Annotated in this window: 19 protein-coding genes and 1 pseudogene; 7 read left to right on the top strand and 13 right to left on the bottom strand. The window is 60.9% G+C overall.

Features of this window, described 5'->3' with window-relative positions; genetic code table 11:
* Positions 1 to 2: 2 nt before the first annotated feature.
* From ccoO (AC3IT6_RS20195) to ccoN (AC3IT6_RS20170), 6 genes are all read right to left on the bottom strand, one after another.
* A complete protein-coding gene (ccoO, locus tag AC3IT6_RS20195) occupies positions 3 to 611 on the bottom strand; it encodes a cytochrome-c oxidase, cbb3-type subunit II (protein WP_009042961.1) in 609 nt (202 codons plus the stop codon).
* Positions 611 to 2,053, bottom strand: a complete 1,443-nt coding sequence (gene ccoN / locus AC3IT6_RS20190) for a cytochrome-c oxidase, cbb3-type subunit I (protein ID WP_008050393.1) — start codon at positions 2,051 to 2,053, stop codon at positions 611 to 613. The genes ccoO (AC3IT6_RS20195) and ccoN (AC3IT6_RS20190) overlap by 1 nt, the downstream gene beginning before the upstream one ends.
* Positions 2,054 to 2,535: 482 nt before the next feature.
* On the bottom strand, positions 2,536 to 3,489 hold the full coding sequence (gene ccoP / locus AC3IT6_RS20185) for a cytochrome-c oxidase, cbb3-type subunit III (protein ID WP_489352261.1): 954 nt from the start codon (positions 3,487 to 3,489) through the stop codon (positions 2,536 to 2,538).
* Positions 3,486 to 3,680: a cbb3-type cytochrome oxidase subunit 3 gene (locus AC3IT6_RS20180; protein WP_489352259.1), complete on the bottom strand. Its 195-nt coding sequence runs from the start codon at positions 3,678 to 3,680 to the stop codon at positions 3,486 to 3,488. Before AC3IT6_RS20180 ends, ccoP begins: the two co-directional genes overlap by 4 nt.
* A gap of 3 nt (positions 3,681 to 3,683) precedes the next feature.
* Positions 3,684 to 4,292 carry a cytochrome-c oxidase, cbb3-type subunit II gene (gene ccoO / locus AC3IT6_RS20175; protein ID WP_057715669.1) on the bottom strand — a complete coding sequence of 203 codons (609 nt, stop codon included), beginning with the start codon at positions 4,290 to 4,292 and terminating at the stop codon, positions 3,684 to 3,686.
* Between the two features lie 10 nt (positions 4,293 to 4,302).
* Positions 4,303 to 5,727 carry a cytochrome-c oxidase, cbb3-type subunit I gene (gene ccoN, locus AC3IT6_RS20170; protein ID WP_223532575.1) on the bottom strand — a complete coding sequence of 475 codons (1,425 nt, stop codon included), beginning with the start codon at positions 5,725 to 5,727 and terminating at the stop codon, positions 4,303 to 4,305.
* 96 nt (positions 5,728 to 5,823) lie between these two features.
* Between ccoN (AC3IT6_RS20170) and AC3IT6_RS20165 the strand changes: the two genes are divergently transcribed.
* Positions 5,824 to 6,501 carry an alpha/beta family hydrolase gene (locus AC3IT6_RS20165; protein WP_489352256.1) on the top strand — a complete coding sequence of 226 codons (678 nt, stop codon included), beginning with the start codon at positions 5,824 to 5,826 and terminating at the stop codon, positions 6,499 to 6,501.
* Positions 6,502 to 6,660: 159 nt separating this feature from the next.
* On the opposite strand, the gene AC3IT6_RS20160 is transcribed toward AC3IT6_RS20165, so the two are convergent.
* From AC3IT6_RS20160 to acnA, 3 genes are all read right to left on the bottom strand, one after another.
* Complete coding sequence (locus AC3IT6_RS20160; protein ID WP_489352254.1) at positions 6,661 to 8,226, bottom strand: methyl-accepting chemotaxis protein; 1,566 nt, start codon at positions 8,224 to 8,226, stop codon at positions 6,661 to 6,663.
* 105 nt (positions 8,227 to 8,331) lie between these two features.
* The gene (locus AC3IT6_RS20155) at positions 8,332 to 9,123 is read right to left on the bottom strand and encodes a CPBP family intramembrane glutamic endopeptidase (protein WP_489352252.1); all 792 of its coding nucleotides are present in this window, start codon (positions 9,121 to 9,123) and stop codon (positions 8,332 to 8,334) included.
* Positions 9,124 to 9,363: 240 nt separating this feature from the next.
* Positions 9,364 to 12,105 carry an aconitate hydratase AcnA gene (gene acnA, locus AC3IT6_RS20150; RefSeq protein ID WP_489352250.1) on the bottom strand — a complete coding sequence of 914 codons (2,742 nt, stop codon included), beginning with the start codon at positions 12,103 to 12,105 and terminating at the stop codon, positions 9,364 to 9,366.
* Positions 12,106 to 12,327: 222 nt separating this feature from the next.
* On the opposite strand from acnA, the gene rlmM reads away from it, so the two are divergent.
* Positions 12,328 to 13,401, top strand: a complete 1,074-nt coding sequence (gene rlmM, locus AC3IT6_RS20145) for a 23S rRNA (cytidine(2498)-2'-O)-methyltransferase RlmM (protein WP_057715663.1) — start codon at positions 12,328 to 12,330, stop codon at positions 13,399 to 13,401.
* Positions 13,402 to 13,417: 16 nt separating this feature from the next.
* Here the strand turns inward: rlmM and AC3IT6_RS20140 are convergent.
* Positions 13,418 to 13,522: pseudogene (locus tag AC3IT6_RS20140) on the bottom strand (metal ABC transporter ATP-binding protein); the annotation flags it as partial.
* Between the two features lie 57 nt (positions 13,523 to 13,579).
* On the opposite strand from AC3IT6_RS20140, the gene tusA reads away from it, so the two are divergent.
* Positions 13,580 to 13,831: a sulfurtransferase TusA gene (tusA, locus tag AC3IT6_RS20135; RefSeq protein ID WP_056721984.1), complete on the top strand. Its 252-nt coding sequence runs from the start codon at positions 13,580 to 13,582 to the stop codon at positions 13,829 to 13,831.
* Between the two features lie 47 nt (positions 13,832 to 13,878).
* Here tusA and AC3IT6_RS20130 read toward each other — a convergent pair whose 3' ends face one another.
* A complete protein-coding gene (locus AC3IT6_RS20130; protein WP_489352248.1) occupies positions 13,879 to 15,288 on the bottom strand; it encodes an MATE family efflux transporter in 1,410 nt (469 codons plus the stop codon).
* 283 nt (positions 15,289 to 15,571) lie between these two features.
* Here AC3IT6_RS20130 and pdxB point away from each other — a divergent pair, with 283 nt between their 5' ends.
* Positions 15,572 to 16,714, top strand: a complete 1,143-nt coding sequence (gene pdxB, locus AC3IT6_RS20125; protein ID WP_489352246.1) for a 4-phosphoerythronate dehydrogenase PdxB — start codon at positions 15,572 to 15,574, stop codon at positions 16,712 to 16,714.
* A gap of 193 nt (positions 16,715 to 16,907) precedes the next feature.
* On the opposite strand, the gene AC3IT6_RS20120 is transcribed toward pdxB, so the two are convergent.
* On the bottom strand, positions 16,908 to 17,087 hold the full coding sequence (locus tag AC3IT6_RS20120; RefSeq protein WP_007987263.1) for a PA1571 family protein: 180 nt from the start codon (positions 17,085 to 17,087) through the stop codon (positions 16,908 to 16,910).
* Between the two features lie 251 nt (positions 17,088 to 17,338).
* Between AC3IT6_RS20120 and AC3IT6_RS20115 the strand changes: the two genes are divergently transcribed.
* Together AC3IT6_RS20115 and AC3IT6_RS20110 are read left to right on the top strand one after the other, a co-directional pair.
* Entirely contained in the window at positions 17,339 to 19,156 is a 1,818-nt protein-coding gene (locus tag AC3IT6_RS20115) for an ABC transporter transmembrane domain-containing protein (protein WP_489356630.1), read from the top strand.
* A 54-nt stretch (positions 19,157 to 19,210) separates the two neighbouring features.
* Positions 19,211 to 20,275 carry a Fic family protein gene (locus tag AC3IT6_RS20110; protein WP_489356628.1) on the top strand — a complete coding sequence of 355 codons (1,065 nt, stop codon included), beginning with the start codon at positions 19,211 to 19,213 and terminating at the stop codon, positions 20,273 to 20,275.
* A gap of 71 nt (positions 20,276 to 20,346) precedes the next feature.
* On the opposite strand, the gene AC3IT6_RS20105 is transcribed toward AC3IT6_RS20110, so the two are convergent.
* The gene (locus AC3IT6_RS20105) at positions 20,347 to 22,275 is read right to left on the bottom strand and encodes a transglycosylase SLT domain-containing protein (RefSeq protein WP_489352244.1); all 1,929 of its coding nucleotides are present in this window, start codon (positions 22,273 to 22,275) and stop codon (positions 20,347 to 20,349) included.
* A 215-nt stretch (positions 22,276 to 22,490) separates the two neighbouring features.
* Here AC3IT6_RS20105 and AC3IT6_RS20100 point away from each other — a divergent pair, with 215 nt between their 5' ends.
* The gene (locus AC3IT6_RS20100) at positions 22,491 to 24,410 is read left to right on the top strand and encodes an ATP-binding cassette domain-containing protein (RefSeq protein ID WP_423502095.1); all 1,920 of its coding nucleotides are present in this window, start codon (positions 22,491 to 22,493) and stop codon (positions 24,408 to 24,410) included.
* Positions 24,411 to 24,535: the final 125 nt, after the last annotated feature.

Here is a 24,535-nt window from a genome sequence, read left to right as displayed (position 1 = left end):
ATTCACCGTTTGCTTTTGATGATGGTGCCCAGGCCTTGCAGATAGGCCACCAGCGCGTCCATTTCGGTTTTGCCCTTCACAGCATCCTTGGCGCCGGCGATGTCTTCGTCGGTGTAAGGGACGCCGAGCGTGCGCAAGACTTCCATTTTCTTGGCGGTGTCTTTGCCGTCGAGCTTGTTTTCCACGAGGAACGGGTAGGCCGGCATTTTCGACTCGGGCACTACGTTGCGCGGGTTGTACAAGTGCGCACGCTGCCAGTCATCGGAGTAACGACCGCCGACACGGGCCAGGTCCGGACCGGTACGCTTGGAACCCCACAGGAACGGGTGGTCCCAGACGCTTTCACCGGCGACCGAGTAGTGGCCGTAGCGTTCGGTTTCGGCACGGAACGGACGGATCATCTGCGAGTGGCAGCCGACACAACCGTTGGCGATATAAACGTCCCGGCCTTCCAGTTCAAGGGCGGTGCGGGGCTTCATGCCCTCGACCGGCTTGTTGGTGACATCCTGGAAAAACAGCGGAACGATCTGGGTCAGGCCGCCGATGCTGACGGCGATGACCATGAAGAAGGCCAGCAGGCCAATATTCTTCTCGACTGCTTCATGCTTCATCAGTGAGCTCCAACTACGGCAATCTGTTCGGCGGCTTTGGCTTCAGCCGGGTTCGAGGCGCGTACGGTACGGAATACGTTGTAGGCCATGAACAGCATGCCGGTGGCGAAGAACGCACCGCCCAGGGCGCGGACGATGAAGCCCGGGTGGCTGGCTTGCAGCGCTTCGACGAACGAGTAGGTGAGGGTGCCGTCATCGTTGATTGCACGCCACATCAGGCCCTGGGTGATGCCGTTGACCCACATCGAAGCGATGTAGAGCACGGTACCGATGGTCGCGAGCCAGAAGTGGGTGTTGATCAGGCCGGTGCTGTGCATCTGCGCACGACCGAACAGTTTCGGGATCATGTGGTAGATGGCGCCGATCGAGATCATCGCAACCCAGCCCAGAGCGCCGGCGTGTACGTGGCCGATGGTCCAGTCGGTGTAGTGCGACAGCGAGTTGACGGTCTTGATGGCCATCATCGGGCCTTCGAAGGTCGACATGCCGTAGAACGCCAGGGAGACCACCAGGAAGCGCAGGATCGGGTCGGTGCGCAGCTTATGCCAGGCGCCCGACAGGGTCATCATGCCGTTGATCATGCCGCCCCAGCTTGGCGCCAGCAGGATGATCGACATCGCCATGCCCAGGGATTGTGCCCAGTCCGGCAGTGCGGTGTAGTGCAGGTGGTGCGGACCGGCCCAGATGTACAGGGTGATCAGTGCCCAGAAGTGCACGATCGACAGGCGATAGGAGTAGATCGGGCGTTCGGCCTGTTTCGGCACGAAGTAGTACATCATGCCCAGGAAGCCGGTGGTCAGGAAGAAGCCCACGGCGTTGTGGCCGTACCACCACTGGATCATCGCGTCCGTCGCACCCGAGTAGGCCGAGTAGGACTTGAACAGGCTGACCGGCAGCGACATGTGGTTGACGATGTGCAGCATCGCGGTCACGACGATGAACGCGCCGTAGAACCAGTTACCCACATAGATGTGCTTGGTCTTGCGCTTGACGATGGTGCCGAAGAACACCAGACCGTAGGTGACCCAGACAATGGCCAGCAGAATAGCCAGGGGCCATTCCAGTTCCGCGTATTCCTTGGTGGTAGTGAAACCCATCGGCAAGGTAATGATCGCGCCGACGATCACCGCTTGCCATCCCCAGAAGGTGAAGGCGGCGAGGCTGTCGGAAATCAGTCGCGTTTGGCAGGTTCGCTGCACGACGTAATAAGAAGTGGCAAACAGTGCACATCCACCGAAGGCGAAAATCACCAGGTTGGTGTGCAGCGGGCGCAGGCGTCCAAAGCTCGTCCATGCCAGACCGAAGTTCAACTCCGGCCAGACCAGTTGCGAGGCAATGAAGACACCGAGCCCCATGCCAAGGATCCCCCAGACCACCGTCATGATGGCGAACTGGCGGACTACCTTATAGTTATAAGCAGTCGGACTGATTGCTGTGCTCATTCTAAGGTTCCACGGTTTGGGTGTTTTATTAGGATTAAAAATCGGCCGCAAGTATGGAGAAAGCAAGGGGTCATTGCAACGCGCCATGACCTGGGTCAATGCTTTCAAAAGCTGATTCTGCGGCCTTTCCATGCGCCGCGTAAGGACAAATTTGCCCGCGGGCAAAACATCCCGGCGGACTGATCAGGCGAGGGGGTCAGGTCGGATGTAACGGGGTGTGTTCAAACGCAACGTTTGGCTGACCGAAGGCAATTGGTGCGACAGCCGGTATCTACCAGCCTTTGCGGCCTGTCATCGGGCAGATTCGTCGAACACATCGTTCAGGATCGACCTGGAACCGGCACCGGCCAGTCCGCATCGGGGGAAGCTTAGACCTGAATCCGGGGATCCGAAAGAAAGTCTGTGCGGGGGTGCGACAATGAGTCGCAAAGGGGCAGGGAACTGCCGCATCCGGGAGAATGCGGCAGCAGAGCGGTCGGGATTTATTTGCGGTTGTCTTCAGCCTGTAAGCGTTCGGTATTCAAACCGTGGGACAGGCTGTACACATACGCGGCGAGCAATTGCACCTTGTCATTGCCGAGCAGTTCGTTCTGCGCCGGCATATGGCCCTGGCGACCATGCCGAATCGTCTGTTCAAGCTGCGTCAGGCTCGTACCGTAAATGAAGCCGGCCGGGTGCGTCAGGTTCGGCGCGCCCATGGCTTCAGTACCCTGGCCGTTAGCCCCGTGACAGGCGACGCAGGTGGTGCTGAAGGCTTGTTGTCCGGCTTGCAGGTCGGTTTTGCTTTCGGCGGGCAACGGCAGGCCGGCCAGATCATGGCGCACATAAGCGGCGACGTTTTTCACGCCTTCCTCCCCCAGGACTTCACCCCAGGCCGGCATCATCGCCATCCGGCCACCCATGATGGTGGTCTTGATGGTTTCTGCGTTGCCGCCCCAGCGCCAGTCGCTGTCGGCCAGGTTGGGGAAGCCGAATGCACCCTTGGCGTCCGAGCCGTGGCACACCGAGCAGTTGGAGGCAAACAGGCGGCCGCCCATTTTCAGTGCCTGCGGGTCCTTGGCCACTTCTTCCACGGGCATCGCCGCGAACTTGGCGAAGATCGGCCCGAACTTCGTGTCGGCCTTGGCCATTTCCTTTTCCCATTCGTGCACGCCGGTCCAGCCGTTTTCGTAGCCGGGGAGGACGCCTTTCCAGTTGCCCAGGCCCGGATAGAGGATCAGATAACCGACGGCAAACACCAGGGTGCCAACGAACAGCATGAACCACCATTGCGGCAGCGGGTTGTCGTACTCCTCGATGCCGTCGAAGCTGTGGCCCATGGTCTGGTCGACACTGCCCTTGGTTTCGCCCTTGCGGGTGCTGAGCAGCAGCCAGGTCAGGCCGATCAGGCTGCCGATGGTCAGTACGCAGATCCACGTACTCCAGAAGGTGGTCATGGCCGGGGACTCCTTGTTGCTGATTCTTCAGTGATGTCGGGTTGTGGCTCGTCGGCGAATGGCAGCAGGCGCGCTTCGGCGAATTCCGGGCTGCGCTTGCCGTTGAATACCCACAGCGTCAGGCCGACGAAGGCCACGAACACCACGACGGTGCCGAGGCCGCGGATCATTCCAGTGCTCAATTCAAACATTGCTCACCTCTTGCTCTTGATGGCGGTGCCGAGCACTTGCAGGTAGGCGACCAGTGCATCCATCTCGCTCTTGCCTTTGAGCGAAGCGACGGCGCCGGTGATGTCCTCGTCGGTGTACGGCACGCCCAGGGTGCGCATGGCCTTGATCTTGGTTTCGGTATGACTGCTGTCGACCGGGTTGGCCACCAGCCACGGGTAGGCCGGCATCTTCGACTCCGGCACGACGTTGCGCGGGTTGTACAAGTGCGCGCGGTGCCAGTCATCCGAGTAGCGTGCACCGACCCGGGCCAGGTCAGGCCCGGTGCGTTTCGAGCCCCACAGGAACGGGTGATCCCAGACGCTTTCGCCGGCCACCGAGTAGTGCCCGTAGCGTTCGGTCTCGGCGCGGAACGGACGGATCATCTGCGAGTGGCAGCCGACGCAGCCTTCACGGATATAGATGTCGCGACCTTCCAGTTGCAGCGCGGTGTAGGGCTTCATGCCTTCCACCGGTTTGTTGGTCACGTCCTGGAAGAACAGCGGGACGATCTGGGTCAGGCCGCCGATGCTCACGGCCAGGATCATCAGCAGCAGCAACAGGCCGACGTTTTTCTCGATAGTTTCGTGTTTCATGGCGGACTCCTCAGGCCATCTGCGCGGCAGCGGCGACTTCGGCAGGCTGCGAGGCCCGCACGGTGCGCCAGGTGTTGTAGGCCATCAGGAACATGCCGCTGAGGAAGATCGCACCGCCCACCAGCCGCACGACGAAGCCAGGGTGGCTGGCCACCAGGGTTTCGACGAAGGAGTAAGTCAGCGTGCCGTCTTCGTTCACCGCACGCCACATCAGGCCCTGGGCGATGCCGTTGACCCACATCGAGGCGATGTACAGAACGGTGCCGATGGTGGCGAGCCAGAAGTGCGCGTTGATCAGGCCGATGCTGTGCATCTGCTCGCGGCCGAAGACTTTCGGGATCATGTGGTACAGCGCGCCGATGGAGATCATCGCCACCCAGCCCAAGGCGCCTGCGTGTACGTGGCCGATGGTCCAGTCGGTGTAGTGGGAGAGGGCGTTGACCGTCTTGATCGCCATCATCGGCCCTTCGAAGGTCGACATGCCGTAGAACGCCAGCGATACCACGAGGAAGCGCAGGACCGGGTCGCTGCGCAACTTATGCCAGGCGCCCGAGAGGGTCATCATGCCGTTGATCATCCCGCCCCAGCTCGGTGCCAGCAGGATCAGCGACATCACCATGCCCAACGACTGTGCCCAGTCCGGCAGCGCGGTGTAGTGCAAGTGGTGCGGACCGGCCCAGATGTACAGGGTGATCAGCGCCCAGAAGTGCACGATCGACAAGCGATAGGAGTAAACCGGACGCTCGGCCTGCTTCGGCACGAAGTAGTACATCATCCCGAGGAAACCGGCGGTGAGGAAAAAGCCGACGGCATTGTGCCCGTACCACCATTGCACCATCGCATCGGTGGCGCCGGAGTACAGCGAGTAGGACTTGGTGAAGCTGACCGGCAACTCCATGTTGTTGACGATGTGCAGGATCGCCACGGTGATGATGAACGCACCGAAGAACCAGTTGCCGACATAAATGTGTTTGGTCTTGCGCTGCATGATCGTGCCGAAGAACACGATGGCGTAGGCGACCCAGACGATGGTGATCAGGATGTCGATCGGCCATTCCAGCTCGGCGTATTCCTTGGAACTGGTGTAGCCCAGCGGCAGGCTGATGGCTGCCAGCAGGATCACAAGCTGCCAGCCCCAGAAACAGAACGCGGCGATTTTCGGCGCAAACAGCTGGGTCTGGCAGGTGCGCTGCACTGAGTAGAACGAACTGGCGAACAACGCGCAGCCGCCAAACGCGAAGATCACCGCGTTGGTGTGCAGCGGGCGCAAACGGCCGAAGCTGGTCCACGGCAAATTGAAGTTGAGTTCGGGCCAGACCAACTGGGCAGCGAGAAAAACCCCGAGCCCCATGCCGACGATGCCCCACACCACCGTCATAATGGCGAATTGGCGGACCACCTTGTAGTTGTAGGCGGTACTGATAGAAGTGTTCATGGTTCCCCATCCACGGTTCAGCCGAAGTGAGCGCGCGTAGCGCTTGGCAGTGCACCCTTCGGCCGGAGTTATAGGCAGACTAAAAGCGAGGCAAGCATGGACAAAGGGCACAAGGCCGGTATTGACGGGGATCAATGGGCGCAGTGCGTGCGGGATCATGGATGGTTGTGGAATGCCGCCGCTGGCAAGGCTGCGGCGACGCTGATCCTCGCCCATGGCGCCGGTGCACCGATGGACAGCGAGTGGATGAGCGACATGGCTGCACGCCTTGCCACGCAAGGCGTCAACGTGTTGCGCTTCGAGTTTCCCTACATGGCGCAGCGGCGCCTCGATGGCGGCAAGCGCCCGCCGAACCCGGCGCCGAAACTGCTGGAATGCTGGCGCGAGGTGTATGCCCAGGTGCGACGCCATGTCACTGGGCCGCTGGCCATCGGCGGCAAGTCCATGGGCGGGCGCATGGCCAGTTTGCTGGCCGATGAGTTGGGGGCGGATTGGCTGGTGTGCCTGGGGTATCCGTTTTATGCGGTGGGTAAACCGGAGAAACCACGGGTTGAGCATTTGGCCGGGCTGAAGACTCGAACCTTGATCGTGCAAGGCGAACGCGATGCATTGGGCAACCGGGAGGCGGTCGAGGGGTATGCGCTATCGCCGGGTATCGAGGTGTTCTGGCTGGTGGCGGGGGATCATGACTTGAAGCCGTTGAAGGCTTCGGGGTTTAGCCATGAGCAGCATTTGGCGGCTGCGGCGCAGCAGGTGGCTTCATTCCTTCAGTGAAATGAATGGCGTCTGGGCCTGCCTCTTCGCGGGCAAGCCCGCTCCCACAGTGATCTTTGGTGTGGCTCGATTTTGTGATTAATGCACAACCCTGTGGGAGCGGGCTTGCCCGCGAAGAGGCCTGTCCAGGCGATATGCATTTCAGACTGGCAATAAAAATCAGCGGTTAAACCGCTCCACCAGCGAATACTGGGTATTGGCAGTCCTGGTCAGCTCTTCACTCAGCAACGCCGAGTTCTGCGCCTGTTCCGCGGTCTGGTCCGCCAGCTCCGAGATGTTGCTGATGTTGCGGCTGATTTCTTCGGCCACGGCACTTTGCTCTTCGGTCGCGGCAGCGATCTGGGTGGTCATGTCGGTGATGTTGGCCACCGCTTCGCTGATTCCTACCAGTGCCTGGTCCGCTTCCAGTACCCGCGCTACGCCTTCTTCCGCCTGACGATGCCCGGCCTCCATGGTTTGCACGGCGGTGCCGGCGGTTTGCTGGAGCTTGGCGATCAGTGCATGAATCTGCCCGGTGGATTCGCTGGTGCGTTGCGCCAGCTGACGGACTTCGTCGGCCACCACCGCAAAACCACGACCCATCTCGCCGGCACGGGCCGCTTCGATGGCGGCGTTCAGGGCCAGCAGGTTGGTCTGGTCGGCGATGCCTTTGATCACGTCGACCACGCCACCGATTTCGTTGCTGTCCTTGGCCAATTGGGTCACGGTCACGCCGGTTTCACCGACGACTACCGACAGGCGCTGGATGGCTTCGCGGGTTTCCCCGGCGATGTCACGACCACGACCGGTCAGGCGATTGGCTTCCTGTGTGGCATCGGCGGTGCGTTGCACGTGGCTGGCGACTTCCTGGGTGGTAGCGGCCATCTGGTTGACCGCGGTGGCCACTTGCTCGGTTTCGACGCGTTGACGTTCCAGGCCGCTGGAGCTGTTGTGCGCCAGGGCATCGGACTGTCTGGCCTGATCGGTCAGGTGTTCGGCCGTGTCCTGCAGACGCGTCAGGCAGGTTTTCAGGCGTGCTTCCTGACTGAGGATGGACATTTCCAGACGCGCCTGGGCGCCGCGACTGTCGGTGTACATCTGTGCGATCAACGGATCGGAGGTGGTCTGCTCGGCCAGGCGCAGCAAACGCTTGAGGCCACGCTGTTGCCACTGGAGACCCATCAGGCCCAGCGGCACCGAAAGACCGGCAGCCAGGGCAAACCCCCAATGGGAGTTCAGCGAGGCACCGATCATGAAGCTCAATTGACTGACCAGAATGAACGGCAGCCAGTCCTGCAGGATCGGCAACCATTTATCCGAGGAGGGAACGGCCGACTTGCCCTGATTGATGCGTTGGTAGAGCGCTTCGGCGCGGCGGATCTGTTCGGCGCTGGGCTTGACTCGCACCGACTCGTAACCGATCACCTGATTGCCTTCGAAGATAGGTGTCACATAGGCATTCACCCAGTAATGATCACCGGTCTTGCAGCGATTCTTGACAATGCCCATCCATGGCAAGCCTTGTTTCAGCGTGACCCACATGTGTGCGAACACCGCGGCCGGGACGTCGGGGTGACGGACCAGGTTGTGCGGTGCACGGATCAGTTCCTCTCGGGGAAACCCGCTGATCTCGACGAAAGCGTCGTTACAGTAGGTGATCATGCCCTTGGCATCGGTGGTGGAAATCAACCGTTGCTGAGCCGGGAAGGTCCGCTCGCGTTGTGTAATAGGCTGGTTGTTACGCATGGCTTTTTTAATCCGCAAGGCTTTCAAGTGCTGTATCGGCAAGGCCGGCGGATTGTTGAGATTATTTTTCGATCATCAGTGATGCGTCGCAAAATGACCCTTGCGTCAGCCGGCGAGCATCGGATAGGTGAACAGGCCGAAGTGCAGCAGGTTCAGGCAAAAGTGGCTGGCGATGGCGGCGCCCAGCCCGCCGAACCGGTAGGCCAGGCCATAGCCGACCCCGGCCAGCGTGGCCAGCAACACCCATCGCCATCCCGCGCCGGCATGGGCCAGGCCGAAGACCAATGACGCCAGCAGCAGGGCGAGGTGTTCACCGTAGGGCCGGTCTTTGAGGTACCGGCTCAGGCCGCCCTGGATGTAGCCACGGAACAGCGCTTCCTCGACCAGCGTCACCAGCAGCAGATTGTTCAGCAACCACAGCCAGGCTTGATCCGGCCATTTCGGCGCCCAGGCGATGACCCCGAGCAACAGTGCGCCGCCCAACGCCAGCAGGGCGCTCAAGGTCAGTGCCAGTGCGGTGGCATACAGCGATAGCCGAAGCGAACGGCGGCCGACAATCCACGGACAAACCAGTAACAGCCAGAAGCCGATCAGCGGTTTGTCCAGATTCAGGTGCATGGCGAATATCGCGGCGTTGTCGGTGAAACGCTGAGGATCGATAACGCGACCGTTGTAGAAGCCGGGTAACCAATGCGTCGCCAGGACCAGAGCCAGGACGATGAACAGGCCGTGGCCGAGGTAGCGGGCAAAAGGGATCTCGCGTTGGCGGACGGCGACACCCGCGACCAGCAACAAAAACACCGAGATTGCCGAGAGCCAGCCGAGATGGCCGTAGGTCAGTGCCAGGCCGTAGCCGATGGAAAGCAGGGCCAGAAACGTCCATGGCAGGGCAATCATTTGAAGTCCTTGAGTCGGAATTTGCGATGCGCCACCAACCTCTGTGGGAGCGGGCTTGCTCGCGAAGGCGTCGTGTCAGTCGACATCAGCGCTGCTGACACACTGCTTTCGCGAGCAAGCCCGCTCCCACAGTAGTCCGTGTCAGGTCGCCGATTGATATCAAAGTGGGAGCGAGCGATAGCTTACTGACTGTCCCCAACAAAAACACCGCCCGAAGGCGGTGTTTTTGTCGGTCGTCCGTTACGAAGCGATCAACTGCCGCAACACGTAATGCAGAATCCCCCCCGACTTGAAGTACTCCACCTCATTGAGTGTATCGATGCGGCACAACACCTCGATCTTCTCGCTGCTGCCGTCTTCGCGGGTGATGGCCAGTGTCAGGTTCATCCGTGGCGTCAGCTCGACGCCGGTCAAGCCGAGGATGTCCAGGGTTTCGCTGCCATTGAGGTTCAGGCTCTTGCGGTTCTGATCCAGCTTGAACTGCAACGGCAGCACACCCATGCCCACCAGGTTGGAGCGGTGAATCCGTTCGAAGCTTTCGGCGATGACCGCTTTCACCCCCAGCAGATTGGTGCCTTTGGCCGCCCAGTCGCGACTCGAACCGGTGCCGTATTCCTGGCCGGCGAACACCACCAGCGGCGTGCCTGAAGCCTGATAGCGCATGGCGGCGTCGTAGATCGACATTTTTTCCCCGGTGGGAAGGTAGCGGGTGTTGCCGCCTTCTTCGCCGCCGAGCATTTCGTTGCGTATGCGAATGTTGGCGAAGGTGCCGCGCATCATCACTTCATGGTTGCCGCGCCGCGAACCGTAGGAGTTGAAATCCCGCGGTTCCACGCCTTTGTCGCGCAGGTATTGCCCTGCCGGGCTGTCGACCTTGATGTTGCCGGCCGGGGAGATGTGGTCGGTGGTCACCGAGTCGCCGAGCAGTGCGAGGATCCTGGCGCCGTTGACATCCTTGACCACTGGCGGCGGGCCGCCGATGTCGTCGAAGAACGGTGGGTGCTGGATGTAAGTCGAGTCGGACTGCCAGACATAGGTCGCCGCCTGCGGTACTTCAATCGCCTGCCATTGCGCGTCACCGGCAAACACTTCGGCGTATTCCTTGTGGAACATGGCGGTGTTGACCTGACTCACGGCGTCGGCAATTTCTTTGCTGCTTGGCCAGATGTCTCGCAGGTACACCGGTTTGCCGTCCTTGCCATCGCCCAACGGCTCGCGGCTGAGGTCGGTGCGCACCGTGCCGGCCAGCGCGTAGGCGACCACCAATGGCGGGGAGGCCAGCCAGTTGGTTTTCACCAGCGGATGCACCCGGCCTTCAAAGTTGCGATTGCCCGAGAGCACGGAGGCCACGGTGAGGTCGGCTTGCTGGATGGCTTTCTCGATGGGTTCCGACAGCGGCCCGGAGTTGCCGATGCAGGTGGTGCAGCCATAGCCGACCAGGGCAAAGCCCAATTCGTCGAGGTAATGGGTCAGGCCGGCCGCCTTGTAGTAGTCGGTGACCACTTTCGAGCCGGGGGCCAGCGAGCTCTTCACCCAGGGTTTGCGTTTCAGGCCTTTTTCCACGGCCTTCTTCGCCACCAGCCCGGCCGCCATCATCACGCTGGGGTTGGAGGTGTTGGTGCAGGAGGTGATCGCGGCGATGACCACGGCACCGTTTTTCAGGCGATAGGTCTGGCCTTCGTAGTCGTAATCCACTTCGCCGGCCATATCGGCATTACCGACGGCAACACCGCCACCGCCTTCACTTTCCAGGCGGCCTTCTTCTTTGCTGGTGGGCTTGAATTGCAGGTCGGCGAAGTCGCTGAACGCTTGCGCGACATTGGGCAGCGACACCCGGTCCTGTGGACGTTTTGGTCCGGCGAGGCTGGCTTCGACGCTGCCCATGTCCAGCGCCAGGCTGTCGGTGAACGCCGGTTCCTGGCCGGGCAGGCGCCACAGGCCCTGGGCCTTGCTGTAGGCCTCGACCAGTTGCACCGTTTCCAGGGTCCGGCCGGACAGGCGCAGGTACTCCAGCGTGATGTCGTCCACCGGGAAGAAACCGCAGGTGGCGCCGTATTCCGGGGCCATGTTGGCGATGGTCGCGCGGTCGGCCAGGGGCAGGTCGGCCAGGCCGTCGCCGTAGAATTCGACGAATTTGCCCACCACGCCTTTCTTGCGCAGCATCTGGGTCACGGTCAGCACCAGGTCGGTGGCGGTGATGCCTTCCTTGAGCTTGCCGGTGAGTTTGAAACCGATGACTTCGGGAATCAGCATCGACACCGGTTGCCCGAGCATCGCCGCTTCCGCCTCGATACCGCCGACGCCCCAGCCAAGCACGCCGAGGCCGTTGATCATGGTGGTGTGGGAATCGGTGCCGACCAGGGTGTCGGGGAAGGCATAGGTACGGCCGTCTTCGTCCTTGGTCCAGACCGTGCGGCCGAGGTATTCAAGATTCACCTGGTGGCAGATCCCGGTGCCCGGCGGCACCACGCTGAAATTGTCGAAGGCACTCTGGCCCCAGCGCAGGAACGCATAACGCTCGCCATTGCGCTGCATTTCAATGTCGACGTTCTGCTCGAAGGCGCTGCTGCTGGCGAACTTGTCGACCATCACCGAGTGGTCGATCACCAGGTCCACCGGCGACAGCGGGTTGATCCGCTGCGGATTGCCGCCGGCCTTGGCCATCGCCGCGCGCATGGCGGCCAGGTCGACCACCGCCGGTACGCCGGTGAAGTCCTGCATCAGCACCCGCGCCGGGCGGTACTGGATTTCGCGGTCGGAGCGACGCTCCTTGAGCCACGCGGCCAGCGCCTTGAGGTCGGCGCCGGTGACGGTCTTTTCGTCCTCCCAGCGCAGCAGGTTTTCCAGCAGGACTTTCAGCGACATCGGCAACTTGTCCAGATCGCCCAGGCTTTTGGCGGCCTCGGGCAGGCTGAAGTAGTGGTAGGTCTTGTTGCCGACTTGCAGGGTCTTGAGCGTTTTCAGGCTATCGAGGGACGGCATTACGATCACTCCTTTGAGTCCGCACGGCTACGGACTGAGGGGACGGGCAGAGCATTAAACCTAGCCCTGTTTTAAGTAGCTGGCTAATAACTGGACTCTATCGCTAAGTCCGAGGTTCCGAAGTCGGCTATCATGCGCGGGTTTTCGTGACAGGCTTTGCTTCAACGCAAGCCTGGGCATCGCGCAGTGGCCGAAATTCCTCGCCATTGCCCAGGAGTAAGAATGAACACCCTCTTTATGCATTGCCGGCCGGGCTTCGAAGGCGAAGTCTGTTCCGAGATTTCCGACCTCGCCGCGCGCTTGAACGTGGCCGGTTATGCCAAGGCCAAGGCTGCAACTGCTTGCGCCGAGTTTGTCTGCACCGAAGAAGACGGCGCCGAGCGCTTGATGCGCGGGCAGCGTTTCGCCGAGCTGATCTTCCCGCGCCAGTGGGCCCGGGGGATCTTCATCGATCTGCCGGAAACCGACCGCATCAGCGTGATCCTCGCGCATATGGCGGACTTTCCGCTGTGCGGCAGCCTGTGGCTGGAAATGGTCGACACCAATGACGGCAAGGAACTGTCGAACTTCTGCAAGAAATTCGAAGTGCACCTGCGCAAGGCGCTGATGGCGGCCGGCAAGCTGGTGGAGGATGCCCACAAGCCGCGTCTGTTGCTGACCTTCAAGAGTGGCCGCGAAGTGTTCATGGGCCTGGCGGAGTCGAACAACTCGGCGATGTGGCCGATGGGCATTCCGCGATTGAAGTTCCCCCGCGAGGCGCCGAGTCGTTCGACCCTCAAGCTGGAGGAGGCCTGGCACCACTTCATCCCGCGCGACCAGTGGGACGAGCGTCTGCACGGCGACATGACCGGCGTCGACCTCGGGGCCGCCCCCGGTGGCTGGACCTGGCAACTTGTCAACCGCGGCATGCTGGTGACCGCCATCGACAACGGCCCGATGGCCGAAAGCCTGATGGACACTGGCCTGGTGCAGCACTTGATGGCCGACGGTTTCACCTTCAAGCCCAAGCAACCGGTGGACTGGATGGTCTGCGACATCGTCGAGAAGCCGGCGCGCAACGCCGCGATGCTGGAAGAGTGGATCGGCGACGGCCATTGCCGCGAAGCGGTGGTCAACCTCAAGCTGCCGATGAAACAGCGCTATGCCGAAGTGAAGCGCTTGCTCGAACGCATTGCCGATGGCTTCAAGGCCCGGGGCATCAAGGTCGAGATCGGCTGCAAGCAGCTGTACCACGACCGCGAGGAAGTGACCTGCCATTTGCGCCGGTTGGACGTGAAGAAGCCCAAGTCCCGCTGATACACGCGGACCAATGTGGGAGCGGGCTTGCTCGCGAAGGCGGTGGGTCATTCAGTAATGATGTCAGCTGACAGTTCGCCTTCGCGAGCAAGCCCGCTCCCACAGGTACGGTGCTAGCCAAAAGATGACGTTACACCCGGCAATGCGCGACAATGCCGGCCAGTTTCAGGAGTGAATCATGAGTGAAATGCTTGATACGCCGGTAGACGGCACCCTCGACGCCACCGGCCTCAACTGCCCAGAGCCGGTGATGATGCTGCACCAGCACATCCGTGACCTGGTGCCCGGCGGCCTGCTCAAGGTGATCGCCACTGACCCGTCGACCCGTCGCGACATTCCCAAGTTCTGTGTGTTTCTCGACCATGAACTGGTGGCGCAGCACGAAGATGAGGGCACCTACCTCTACTGGATTCGCAAGAAGTCCGTTTAACGGTAGCCAAAAAAGACCTGCAAAAGCAGGTCTTTTTGTTTGTGCAGTCAACCCGCCGAGCGGCTGTTACGAATCCGCCGGCGCGCACTGAGCGTCAGACGGATCGACAGCATCAGCGCCGCACAGCTCAAACCGGCAATCAACCCTTCCCACAGCCCGCTCGGGCCGCTGGCCGGGCCGAACCAATCGGTCAGTCCCAGCACGTAGCCGACCGGCAGGCCGATGCCCCAATAGGCAAACAAGGTCAGGATCATCGTCACCCGGGTGTCCTGGTACCCACGCAGCGCACCCGCGCAAATCACCTGGATGGCATCGGAAAACTGGTACAGCGCGGCATAGACAATCAACATCGATGCAATCTGGATCACGGCCTTGTCAGGCGTGTAGATAGAGGCGATAGGTTCACGCAGGAGCAGGATCAGGGCTGCCGAGAACGCCGCGAACACCAGTGCCGCGCCGAGCCCGACCTTCGCCGCGAAGCGCGCCTGCCAAGGATTGCCGGCCCCCAGTGCCTGACCGACGCGCACGGTCACCGCCATGCCCAGCGAATAAGGAATCATGAACAGCAATGAGCTGATATTCAGGGCGATTTGATGCCCAGCCACCACGGTAGAGCCAAGACTGCCGATCAACAGGGCGATGACCGCGAAGATGCTGGACTCGGCGAACACGGCGATACCGATCGGCAGGCCAATGCTGACCAGACGCTTGATCACGGCCCATTTCGGCCGGTCGAAGCGCACCAGCACACGGGTGCGGGCATAGAACGGCGCCCAGAACGTCCAGCCGGCCATGCTCAACGCCATGAACCACATCACGATGCCGCTGGCCCAGCCGCAACCGACGCCGCCCAGTGCCGGTGCGCCGAAATGGCCATAGATCAACGTGTAGTTCAGCGGGATGTTCAGCAGTAGACCGCACAAGCCAATGACCATGCTCGGACGGGTGCGCCCCATGCCATCGCTGTAGCAGCGCAGCACGTAATAAAACGCCATGCCCGGCAAGCCGAAGGCGATCCCGTGCAGGTAACCCATGCTCGGTTCGATCAATTGCGGATCGACTTTCATCCAGTGCAGGATCGGCTCGGCGCCGAGCAGCAGGCCGCTGCCGATCAACCCGACACACAGTGCCAGCCACAGCGCCTGGCGTACCAGCGGGCCGATTTCGTCAAACTGCCCGGCGCCAAAGCGTTGCGCGACCTTGGGGGTGGTGGCCAACAAAACGCCGGACATCAACAGGTAGACCGGAATCCAGATCGAATTGCCCAGGGCCACCGAGGCCAGGTCCCGTGGACTGACACGGCCAGCCATCACCGCATCGACGAAGCCCATGGCCGTGGTGGCCAGTTGCGCGATCATGATCGGCAGGGCCAGGCCGAGCAGGCCTTTGAGCTCCAGGCGAACGGGTGTCGTCCGCGCAGGAGCAATGGCGGCGGTATTCTCAATTACAGGATTCAATGGCGAAACGTCCAAAAGGTATCGATGCACAGGCGCGCATTCTACGCGTTGACGCGGCAGTCAGGAAAAGACCCGTGTTACCGATTTGTAATCAAAAACCTGTGGGAGCGGGCTTGCTCGCGAAGGGGGAGTGTCAGTCACCATTGATGTTGCCTGGCACACTGCTTTCGCGAGCAAGCCCGCTCCCACAAAGTAACTTGTGCTTCAGACCCAAGTGAACAATGCCCACTGGCCCACCACCAGCATCTACGCCTACACTGCCGATCCGCCAAAGGAGCCTGCCATGCTGATTGTTGCCGACGAAAATATCCCCCTGCTCGATGCCTTCTTCGAAGGTTTCGGTGAAATCCGCCGGGTACCGGGTCGCGCCATCGACCGTGCCTCGGTCGAACAGGCCGATGTGCTGTTGGTGCGTTCGGTGACCAACGTCAATCGCGCGCTGCTCGAGGGCAGCAAGGTGCGCTTTGTCGGTACGTGCACCATCGGCACCGATCATCTGGATCTGGATTACTTTCAACGAGCCGGTATCACCTGGTCCAGCGCGCCGGGCTGCAATGCCCGTGGTGTGGTCGACTATGTACTCGGCAGCCTGCTGACTCTGGCCGAAATCGAAGGTGTCGACCTGACCCGGCGTACCTACGGCGTGGTCGGTGCCGGCGAAGTGGGCGGACGGCTGGTCAAGGTCCTGCAAGGCCTGGGCTGGAAGGTGCTGGTGTGCGATCCGCCACGGCAGGCCGCTGAAGGTGGCGACTACGTTAGCCTCGAGCAGATCATCGACGAGTGCGACGTCATCAGCCTGCACACGCCATTGACTAAACAGGGTCAGCAATCGACCTGGCACTTGTTCGATGAAAAACGTCTGAACCAGCTCCGGTCCGGCACCTGGCTGATCAATGCCAGTCGCGGGCCGGTGGTCAACAACGCGGCCCTGCGCGACGTGCTGCTGGAGCGCGAAGACCTGCAAGCGGTGCTCGATGTCTGGGAGGGCGAGCCTGAAGTCGACGTGGCGCTGGCCGAGCTGTGCGTGCTGGCAACGCCACACATTGCCGGTTACAGCCTCGACGGCAAGCAGCGGGGAACCGCGCAGATTTATCAGGCGTATTGCGATTTCCTCGGGCAGCCGGCCCGTGTCAGCCTGGGCGATTTGCTGCCGGCACCGTGGCTGTCGCACGTGACCCTGAATGCGCAAAGCGACCCGGCCTGGGCGTTGGCGATGCTGTGCCGTGGCGTGTATGACCCGCGTCGTGACGATGCCGATTTCCGTCGCAGCCTTGTCGGCAGTGTCAGCGAGCAGCGTGCGGCATTCGATGTGTTGCGCAAGCAATACCCCTCGCGTCGTGAGATCGACGGGTTGCAGGTGCGGATCGAGGGGGATGCGCCTGAGTTGCAGCGGATTGTGGCGGCGTTGGGCGCAACGGCAATCTGATAGACCGTGGCGGCCCCTTCGCGAGCAAGCCCGCTCCCACAGGAGCCGCTATTGGATACAAATGTTGTGTACGACCCGGATCCCCTGTGGGAGCGAGCCTGCTCGCGATGGGCGCACCACAGTCCCGGATTGGATTAAGCAGGCATAAAAAACCCGGCCAACAACGGGCCGGGTCAAGAAGACGGTGGCTATATCACTTTTGTTCGGCAGGTTTGACCAATCGCTTTTCCAGTTCGCTGCAAGCTTTCTGGATCATTTTTTCAGTGATCGGTACTTCGCGACCCTGCTCGTCAATAATCGAGCAACCCAGAGACTGGTCTGGTTGCGTGCGGATCACTTGAATCTTGTCATCGCTGCTGTGTTGCAAGGACATGGCCTGTCTCCTCATCAGGTTGTTTGCTTACTGTAGAACCGCCAGGTGACCGGGCTATGACAACTCCCTGCGATCTTTCCGGGGGGACAGAAACAGTCCAGCAGAAATGCCTTCGCGTGGCTACCCGAACTTTAGACCAATAGCGTCTAGCCTCTAGTGTTGGTGGACATAATTAACCTGACTCATTGTGATTTGCAGCGAGCCACCCCATTGAGCGGTATAGGCTGACCCTAATGACTGCCTTGTCCAGGATGATTACGATGCTCTCTGCCCGTCACCGCCGTGCCATTCGCCTGACCAGTCGTTTCATCGCGCCGTATCGCTGGCAGGCCTTTGGCGCCTTGCTGGCGTTGATCGCCACCGCGGGCATCACCTTGTCCATGGGGCAGGGCATCCGCCTGCTGGTGGACAAGGGGTTCATGACCCAGTCCCCGCATCTGCTCAATCAGTCCATCACACTGTTCATGTTGCTGGTGGCGGGATTGGCGATCGGTACGTTTGCACGGTTTTACCTGGTGTCGTGGATTGGCGAGCGCTGCGTCGCCGATATCCGGCGCAACGTGTTCAATCATCTGATTTACCTGCACCCGGGGTTTTACGAAGACAATCGCAGCTCGGAAATCCAGTCCCGCCTGACCGCCGACACCACGCTGCTGCAATCGGTCATCGGCTCTTCGCTGTCGTTGTTCCTGCGCAATCTGCTGATGGTGATCGGCGGGATCGTCCTGTTGTTTGTCACCAACCCCAAGCTCACCAGCATCGTGGTGGTTGCCTTGCCCCTGGTGATCGCGCCGATCCTGATCTTCGGTCGCCGGGTGCGTAACCTCTCACGCCTGAGTCAGGACCGGATTGCCGACATCGGCAGCTATGTGTCGGAAACCCTGGGCCAGATCAAGACCGTGCAGGCCTACAACCATCAGGCCCAGGACGAGCGCCGGTTTGCCGTGACTGTGGAAGAGGCGTTCAACACCGCACGCAAACGCATCTTCCAGCGGGCCTGGCTGATTACCCTGGTGATCGTGCTGGTATTGGGCGCGGTCGGGGTGATGCTCTGGGTCGGCGGCATGGACGTCATCGCCGGGCGAATTTCCGCCGGCGAGCTGGCGGCGTTCGTGTTCTACAGCCTGATCGTCGGCAGCGCGTTTGGCACCTTGAGCGAGGTGATTGGCGAGTTGCAACGGGCAGCCGGCGCGGCCGAGCGGATTGCCGAGTTGCTGCGTTCGGAAAACTTCATCCTGCCGCCAGTGGCTGGCGCGGTGAAACTGCCGGAACGGGTCGATGGCCAACTGCAACTGCACAATGTGCGTTTTTCCTACCCGTCGCGGCCGGAAAGTTATGCCGTCGACGGCTTGAGCCTGACCGTCAATGCCGGTGAGACGCTGGCGCTGGTCGGGCCATCAGGGGCCGGTAAATCCACGGTGTATGACTTGCTGCTGCGTTTTTACGACCCGGCCGAGGGACGCATCCTGCTCGATGGCGTGCCGTTGACTCAACTCGATCCGCTGGACCTGCGCCGCTGCTTCGCCCTGGTGTCGCAAACCCCGGCGCTGTTTTTCGGCAGCATTGAAGAAAACATTCGCTACGGCAATCCGCAGGCGACCTTGGCCGAGGTGCAGGAAGCGGCAAAAATCGCTTACGCCCATGACTTTATCGAAGCCATGCCCAATGGTTACCAGACTCATCTGGGGGACGGCGGTCTCGGCTTGTCCGGCGGCCAGCGCCAACGCCTGGCCATCGCCCGCGCGTTGCTGGTGGACGCGCCGATCCTGCTCCTCGACGAAGCCACCAGCGCCCTCGACGCCCAGAGCGAACACCTGATCCAGCAGGCGCTGCCGAGCCTGATGAAAAACCGAACCACCCTGGTGATCGCCCATCGCCTGGCCACGGTAAAAAACGCCGACCGCATCGCGGTGATGGATCAAGGGAAGCTGGTGGCGGTGGGCACGCATCAGGAGCTGATTGCCAGCAATGCGTTGTATGCGCGGTTGGCGGCGTTGCAGTTTGGTGCCGACGATGATCACGACGCTCACCTTTCCAAAAAAATCGGGAAGGGACATGAGGTTGAATAAATGCCGAAAGGTTCGGGCAATATGGCGGTCTCAGTGACGAGCCAGGATGAGGAAATGAACCGATATCAACCGCCGTTGACGTTGACCACAAAAATACTCGCGTTGATTGCAGAGATCAGTGAGCAGATTGGTCAGCTTTCGGCTGTGGATGATTCTCGTCAGACACCTCAATTACGGCGTGGCAATCGAATTCGAACGATTCAGGCTTCGTTGGCAATCGAAAACAATACGCTCAGCATTGAACAAGTGACCGCCGTTCTATCGGGGCAGCGCGTCCTGGGTTTACCTCGGGAAATCCAGGAAGTGCGTAATGCCTTTGCTGCCTACGAATCGATGCCGGGCTGGCAGCCGGGCAGTCGAGCCGACCTGCTTCGAGCGCATGAGCTGTTAATGCATGGGCTGATCGACGATTTCGGACGGTTCCGGCGCGACGGCGTGGGAATTTATCGTGGCGAACGATTGGTTCATATGGCTCCGCCTCCAAGTCGCGTTGCGCATTTGATTGATGATTTGCTGGCATGGGTGGACGCCTCGGATTGGCATCCGTTGATTATCAGTTGTGTATTCCATTACGAGTTCGAGTTCATTCACCCATTCGCAGATGGCAACGGCCGCATGGGACGTCTTTGGCAAACGCTGATACTTAGCCAGTGGCGTCCGATAATGGCTTATCTACCCGTCGAAGCTGTTATCCGGGATCAACAGGATGCCTACTATGCGGCGTTGTCCGAGGCGGACCAGACGGCCGAGCCGACGCCTTTTGTCGAGTTTATGCTTCAGGCCTTGAGCGTGGCGCTCAAGGAAGCGTCACGGAGCGCATCAGTAACCGACCAAGTAACCGATCAAGTAACCGACCAAGTAGCGAGGCTGCTTTTGGTGCTTGAAGGGACTGAGCCGCGCAAGGTAAGCGAGTTGATGGCAGAAGTGGGATTGGCTCACAAGGCGACTTTCCGGGCTAACTATCTGAAACCGGCATTGGGTAAAGGATTGATTGAAATGACTCATCCCGACTCGCCCAATAGCCCGGCCCAACGATATCGATTGACCGAATATGGCAAGCAATCTGCAAAAAAAAACCGAGCAGTGTCGACGTTCCCGAAACCTATAGGCGGCCCCTGATTTGACCCGTCAATAAAAATGCCCGCATCAATCAATGCGGGCATTTTTTGTCGGCGAGTTAAATCACTTCATTATTGATCATCAAAATACCGCTCATGCCAATCCACGATCGGCTGCGGTGAGTTGAGCTTCTCGCCATAGATCACCGAATACGACAGCACGTTTTGCACGTACTGGCGGGTTTCGTCGAACGGGATGCTTTCCACCCACACGTCGAAACTCAAGTGATCCGCACCGCGCAGCCACTGGCGAACGCGGCCCGGGCCGGCGTTGTAGGCGGCGGAGGCGAGGACGCGGTTGCCGTTGAACTGGCTGTGCACCTGGCTCAGGTACGCGGCGCCGAGCTGGATGTTCTTGTCCGGGTTGAACAGTTGCTGTGGCGAGCTATAGGGAATGCTGAACTTGCGTGCGGTTTCCTTGGCGGTGGCGGGCATCAGTTGCATCAGGCCCGAGGCGCCGACCCCGGAGCGGGCATCTTCCATGAAGGCGCTTTCCTGGCGAGTGATGGCGAACGCCCAGCTCGGATGCAGGCCGCGATTCTTCGCTTCACGCACCAGCGTGTTGCGGTGGGCCATCGGGAAACGGATATCCAGATCGTCCCAATACTGCGCCTGGCTGATGGTGCGAATGGCCGGGAAATACCATTTCAGGTCGTAAGCCAGTTTGGCCTGGGCAACCATCTCGTCACGGCTGAAGTGGCGGCTGACGTGGTACCACTCGCGGCGACCGTCGACGATTTGCCCGCGAGCGTGGAACTCCAGGGCGCGACGTATGCCGGGGGTGTTGCGCACTTTGTTGATCAGCGCCTGGCTCATCACCAGCGGTTTGTTGTTCAGCGAGTACGGAGACTGTGAGCGGTCGGCGGCGAGGAAACCATAGAAGTCGCGTTCGCGGGCCAGGTTTTTATAGAGTGTCAGCGCTTCCGGATTCTGCGGTTGCGCCAGCTCCAGGCTGCGGGCCTGCCAGTAACGCCAGCGGTTGGTGTTGGCCAGGTCCTGGGGCAGGCGGCGGGTCAACTGATAGGCATCGTCCCAGCGCGCCAGGCGCAGGAGCAGGCGCAGGCGCCATTCGGAAACCGTGTTGTCGCGCAGTTCCGGATCGTATTTGGTCATGACGTCCAGGGCTCGGCCGTCGAAACGTTTGGCGAGGGTCAACCCGATTTCCCGGGCGATTGCGACTTTTTCATCCCGGGAGAAATGCATGCTGCTGGCGTAACCGTCGAGCAGATTCATGGCCCTGTCCGGGTCCTGGCGGGCCAGGCGGCGCAGGCCGAGGCTGACCACGTCGGACATGGCTTCATCGGCCGGAGTGAAGCGTGACGGCTGGTTGAGCAGTTCCGGTTTCTGCGCCACGTCCACCAGCAAGCGACCGCGAGGGGCGAGGGTGGTCAGGCCGTTGACCAGGCTGTTGGCCAGCGGGTAGTTGCGCGCCTGGGCGGCGAGTTTGGTGCGTTCCCAGCGTTTTTGCTGGGTCAACTGGCCATCGGCGGCCCACATGCCGAACAGGGCATCGCAGGCTTCGGGCTGGGATTTACCGGTCAACCAAAGCTTTTCAGCATTGGCATAACCTTCGGCTTTGAGGTTGTGGCTGATCTGGTACTGCGCATTCAGGCAGTCCAGTTCGGTGAAGTTCATTTTCGGGTCGTAATACTTGATGAAGGTCGCCCAGTCACCCCGGTCCGCCAGCCAGCGCAACCAGCGCAGCTTCATCCAGTTGGCCTGGGGCAGGTCGCCGTGTTCGGCGAGGAATTTCTCGATTTCGGCGTTGCTCGCGGTTTTCAGGCGCGCGGTCAGCTCGTCGTACGCCAGGTAGGGTTCCAGCGGATAATCGGCGAGGGCCTGGCTGTAACGGAAATACGGGCCGCTATCGCCCTTGGCCAGAGCGCGTTTGGCTTCATCGTAATACTGGCGTTGGGTGGACAGGTCCACCGCCTGGGCGGATTGAACGGCAGCGGCAGACAGTAAAAATGCAGATAAAAGATTGAAAAGGCGACTGCGCATGAGACGTCCGGGCAGAGAAAAATCATGACAAGCGCGGGCCAGGCCCGCGCTGAATTGTCTGTAGCTTAGCCTTTTGCCAGCAGCCGGTGAAAGCTTTGCGGGTCTTCCCGCGTCAGTTCGCAACATTTGTCATGCAGAGTGCTACGAGAGTGAAATTGCCGGCCTTCTGAAGCCTCAAGTCAGGTAGAATGCGCGCCCGGTTTTTGGAGAAGCTCATGACCCTGCTCAAATTCAGCGATGTGTCCCTTGCTTTCGGCGCTATGCCGTTGTTGGACAAGGTGTCCTGGCAGATCGCCCGTGGTGAGCGGGTGTGCATCATCGGCCGCAATGGCACTGGCAAGTCCAGCATGATGAAGCTCGTCAAGGGCGACCAGAAGCCCGATGACGGCTCCGTTTGGCGCGCACCAGGACTCAAGATCGGCGAATTGCCGCAAGAATTGCCGGTGGCCGACGAGCGGACAGTGTTCGACGTGGTGGCCGAAGGCCTGGACGGCGTTGGCGCCTTGCTCGCCGAATATCACCACCTGAGCCAGAACATCGTCACTGACGCCGATCTGGACAAGCTGATGCACGTCCAGCACGACCTCGAAGCCCGCGATGGCTGGCGCTTGCAGACCCTCGTCGACAGCACCTTGAGCCGCCTGCAACTGCCGGCCGACAAGACCCTCGCCGAGTTGTCCGGCGGCTGGCGTCGTCGCGTCCTGCTGGCCCAGGCCCTGGTGTCCGAGCCGGACCTGCTGCTGCTCGACGAGCCGACCAACCACCTGGACATCGGTGCCATCGCCTGGCTTGAAGAAGCACTGAAGGATTTCCAGGGCGCCGTGCTGTTCATCACGCACGACCGTTCTTTCCTGCAGAACCTGGCCACCCGCATCCTCGAACTGGATCGCGGCGGCCTGATCGACTGGAACGGCGACTACGCCAGTTTCCTCGTGCACAAGGAAGCCGAACTCGCTGCAGAAGCCACCGCCAACGCGTTGTTCGACAAGCGCCTGGCCCAGGAAGAAGTGTGGATTCGTCAGGGCATCAAGGCCCGTCGCACCCGTAACGAAGGCCGCGTACGTGCCCTCAAGGCCCTGCGTGTCGAGCGCAGCGAGCGTCGTGAGCGTACCGGCAAGGCCAATATCCAGCTGGACACTGCCGACAAGTCCGGCAAGCAAGTGATGGTGCTCGAGAACGTGAGCTTCGCTCACCCGGGCGGCCCGTTCCTGATCAAGGACTTCTCCATGGTGCTGCAGCGCGGCGACCGTATCGGTCTGCTCGGCGCCAACGGTACCGGCAAGACCACATTGCTGAAGCTGATGCTCAGTGGCCTGCAACCGACCAGCGGCAAAGTGGAAGAGGGCACCAGGATCGACGTCGCCTACTTCGACCAGTTGCGCCATCAGTTGGACCTGGAAAAAACCGTGATCGACAACGTGGCCGAAGGTCGCGACTTCATCGATATCGACGGCCAGAGCCGCCACGTGCTGAGCTACCTCGGCGACTTCCTGTTCAGCCCGCAGCGTGCCCGCACGCCGGTCAAGGCGCTGTCCGGTGGTGAGCGTGCCCGACTGTTGCTGGCCAAGCTGTTCAGCAAGCCGGCGAACCTGCTGGTACTCGACGAACCGACCAACGACCTCGACGTTGAAACCCTCGAACTGCTCGAAGAGGTCTTGCTGACCTTCAACGGCACCGTACTGATGGTCAGCCACGACCGGGCATTCCTCGACAACGTGGTCACCAGCACCCTGGTCTTCGAAGGTGAAGGCAAGGTTCGCGAGTACGTCGGTGGCTACCAGGACTGGCTGCGCCAGGGCGGCTCGCCGCGCCTGCTGGGTGTGACCGAGAGCAAGTCCGGCAAGGCCGACCTGAACTCCGCCGTGGTGAAGGCCGAGCCTGCGCCGGTTGCGGCAGTCGTCGAAGCGCCAGTGGCGAAGAAAAAGCTCAGCTACAAGTTGCAGCGCGAGCTGGAAGCGTTGCCGGGGCAGATCGAAGCCATGGAGCAGCAGATTGCCGTCGTTGAGGCGCAGATGGCCGATGCGGGCTTCTATCAGCGTCCAGCTGCGGAAACCGCTGCGGTGATTGCTCAGCTGGAGCAGTTGCAGGCTGAACTCGACATCATGGTCGAGCGTTGGGCCGAACTGGATGCCTGATTGATCCTGCAATAAACAAAGCCCGGCGTTCAGTGATGAACGCCGGGCTTTTCATATGCAATGCAATCTGCGGGTTGCCGCAGATCCAATGTGGGAGCGGGCTTGCTCGCGAAGGCGGTTTAACA

The sequence above is a fragment of the Pseudomonas sp. KH_017 genome (assembly GCF_057840285.1).
The sequence above is the reverse complement of the archived record's forward strand: the minus strand, read 5'-3'. Positions and strand labels throughout refer to the sequence as shown.

What these genes read in the sequence shown, in the direction of transcription:
- tusA (WP_056721984.1), top strand. Translation starts at nt 13,580, where the DNA reads ATGAGTGAAATGCTTGATACGCCGGTAGACGGCACCCTCGACGCCACC.
- acnA (WP_489352250.1), bottom strand. Translation starts at nt 12,105, where the DNA reads ATGCCGTCCCTCGATAGCCTGAAAACGCTCAAGACCCTGCAAGTCGGC.
- ccoN (WP_223532575.1), bottom strand. Translation starts at nt 5,727, where the DNA reads ATGAACACTTCTATCAGTACCGCCTACAACTACAAGGTGGTCCGCCAA.
- ccoO (WP_009042961.1), bottom strand. Translation starts at nt 611, where the DNA reads ATGAAGCATGAAGCAGTCGAGAAGAATATTGGCCTGCTGGCCTTCTTC.
- ccoO (WP_057715669.1), bottom strand. Translation starts at nt 4,292, where the DNA reads ATGAAACACGAAACTATCGAGAAAAACGTCGGCCTGTTGCTGCTGCTG.
- ccoN (WP_008050393.1), bottom strand. Translation starts at nt 2,053, where the DNA reads ATGAGCACAGCAATCAGTCCGACTGCTTATAACTATAAGGTAGTCCGC.
- AC3IT6_RS20165 (WP_489352256.1), top strand. Translation starts at nt 5,824, where the DNA reads ATGGACAAAGGGCACAAGGCCGGTATTGACGGGGATCAATGGGCGCAG.
- AC3IT6_RS20180 (WP_489352259.1), bottom strand. Translation starts at nt 3,680, where the DNA reads ATGTTTGAATTGAGCACTGGAATGATCCGCGGCCTCGGCACCGTCGTG.
- AC3IT6_RS20105 (WP_489352244.1), bottom strand. Translation starts at nt 22,275, where the DNA reads ATGCGCAGTCGCCTTTTCAATCTTTTATCTGCATTTTTACTGTCTGCC.
- rlmM (WP_057715663.1), top strand. Translation starts at nt 12,328, where the DNA reads ATGAACACCCTCTTTATGCATTGCCGGCCGGGCTTCGAAGGCGAAGTC.
- ccoP (WP_489352261.1), bottom strand. Translation starts at nt 3,489, where the DNA reads ATGACCACCTTCTGGAGTACGTGGATCTGCGTACTGACCATCGGCAGC.
- AC3IT6_RS20100 (WP_423502095.1), top strand. Translation starts at nt 22,491, where the DNA reads ATGACCCTGCTCAAATTCAGCGATGTGTCCCTTGCTTTCGGCGCTATG.
- AC3IT6_RS20115 (WP_489356630.1), top strand. Translation starts at nt 17,339, where the DNA reads ATGATTACGATGCTCTCTGCCCGTCACCGCCGTGCCATTCGCCTGACC.
- AC3IT6_RS20120 (WP_007987263.1), bottom strand. Translation starts at nt 17,087, where the DNA reads ATGTCCTTGCAACACAGCAGCGATGACAAGATTCAAGTGATCCGCACG.
- AC3IT6_RS20155 (WP_489352252.1), bottom strand. Translation starts at nt 9,123, where the DNA reads ATGATTGCCCTGCCATGGACGTTTCTGGCCCTGCTTTCCATCGGCTAC.
- AC3IT6_RS20110 (WP_489356628.1), top strand. Translation starts at nt 19,211, where the DNA reads ATGAACCGATATCAACCGCCGTTGACGTTGACCACAAAAATACTCGCG.
- pdxB (WP_489352246.1), top strand. Translation starts at nt 15,572, where the DNA reads ATGCTGATTGTTGCCGACGAAAATATCCCCCTGCTCGATGCCTTCTTC.
- AC3IT6_RS20160 (WP_489352254.1), bottom strand. Translation starts at nt 8,226, where the DNA reads ATGCGTAACAACCAGCCTATTACACAACGCGAGCGGACCTTCCCGGCT.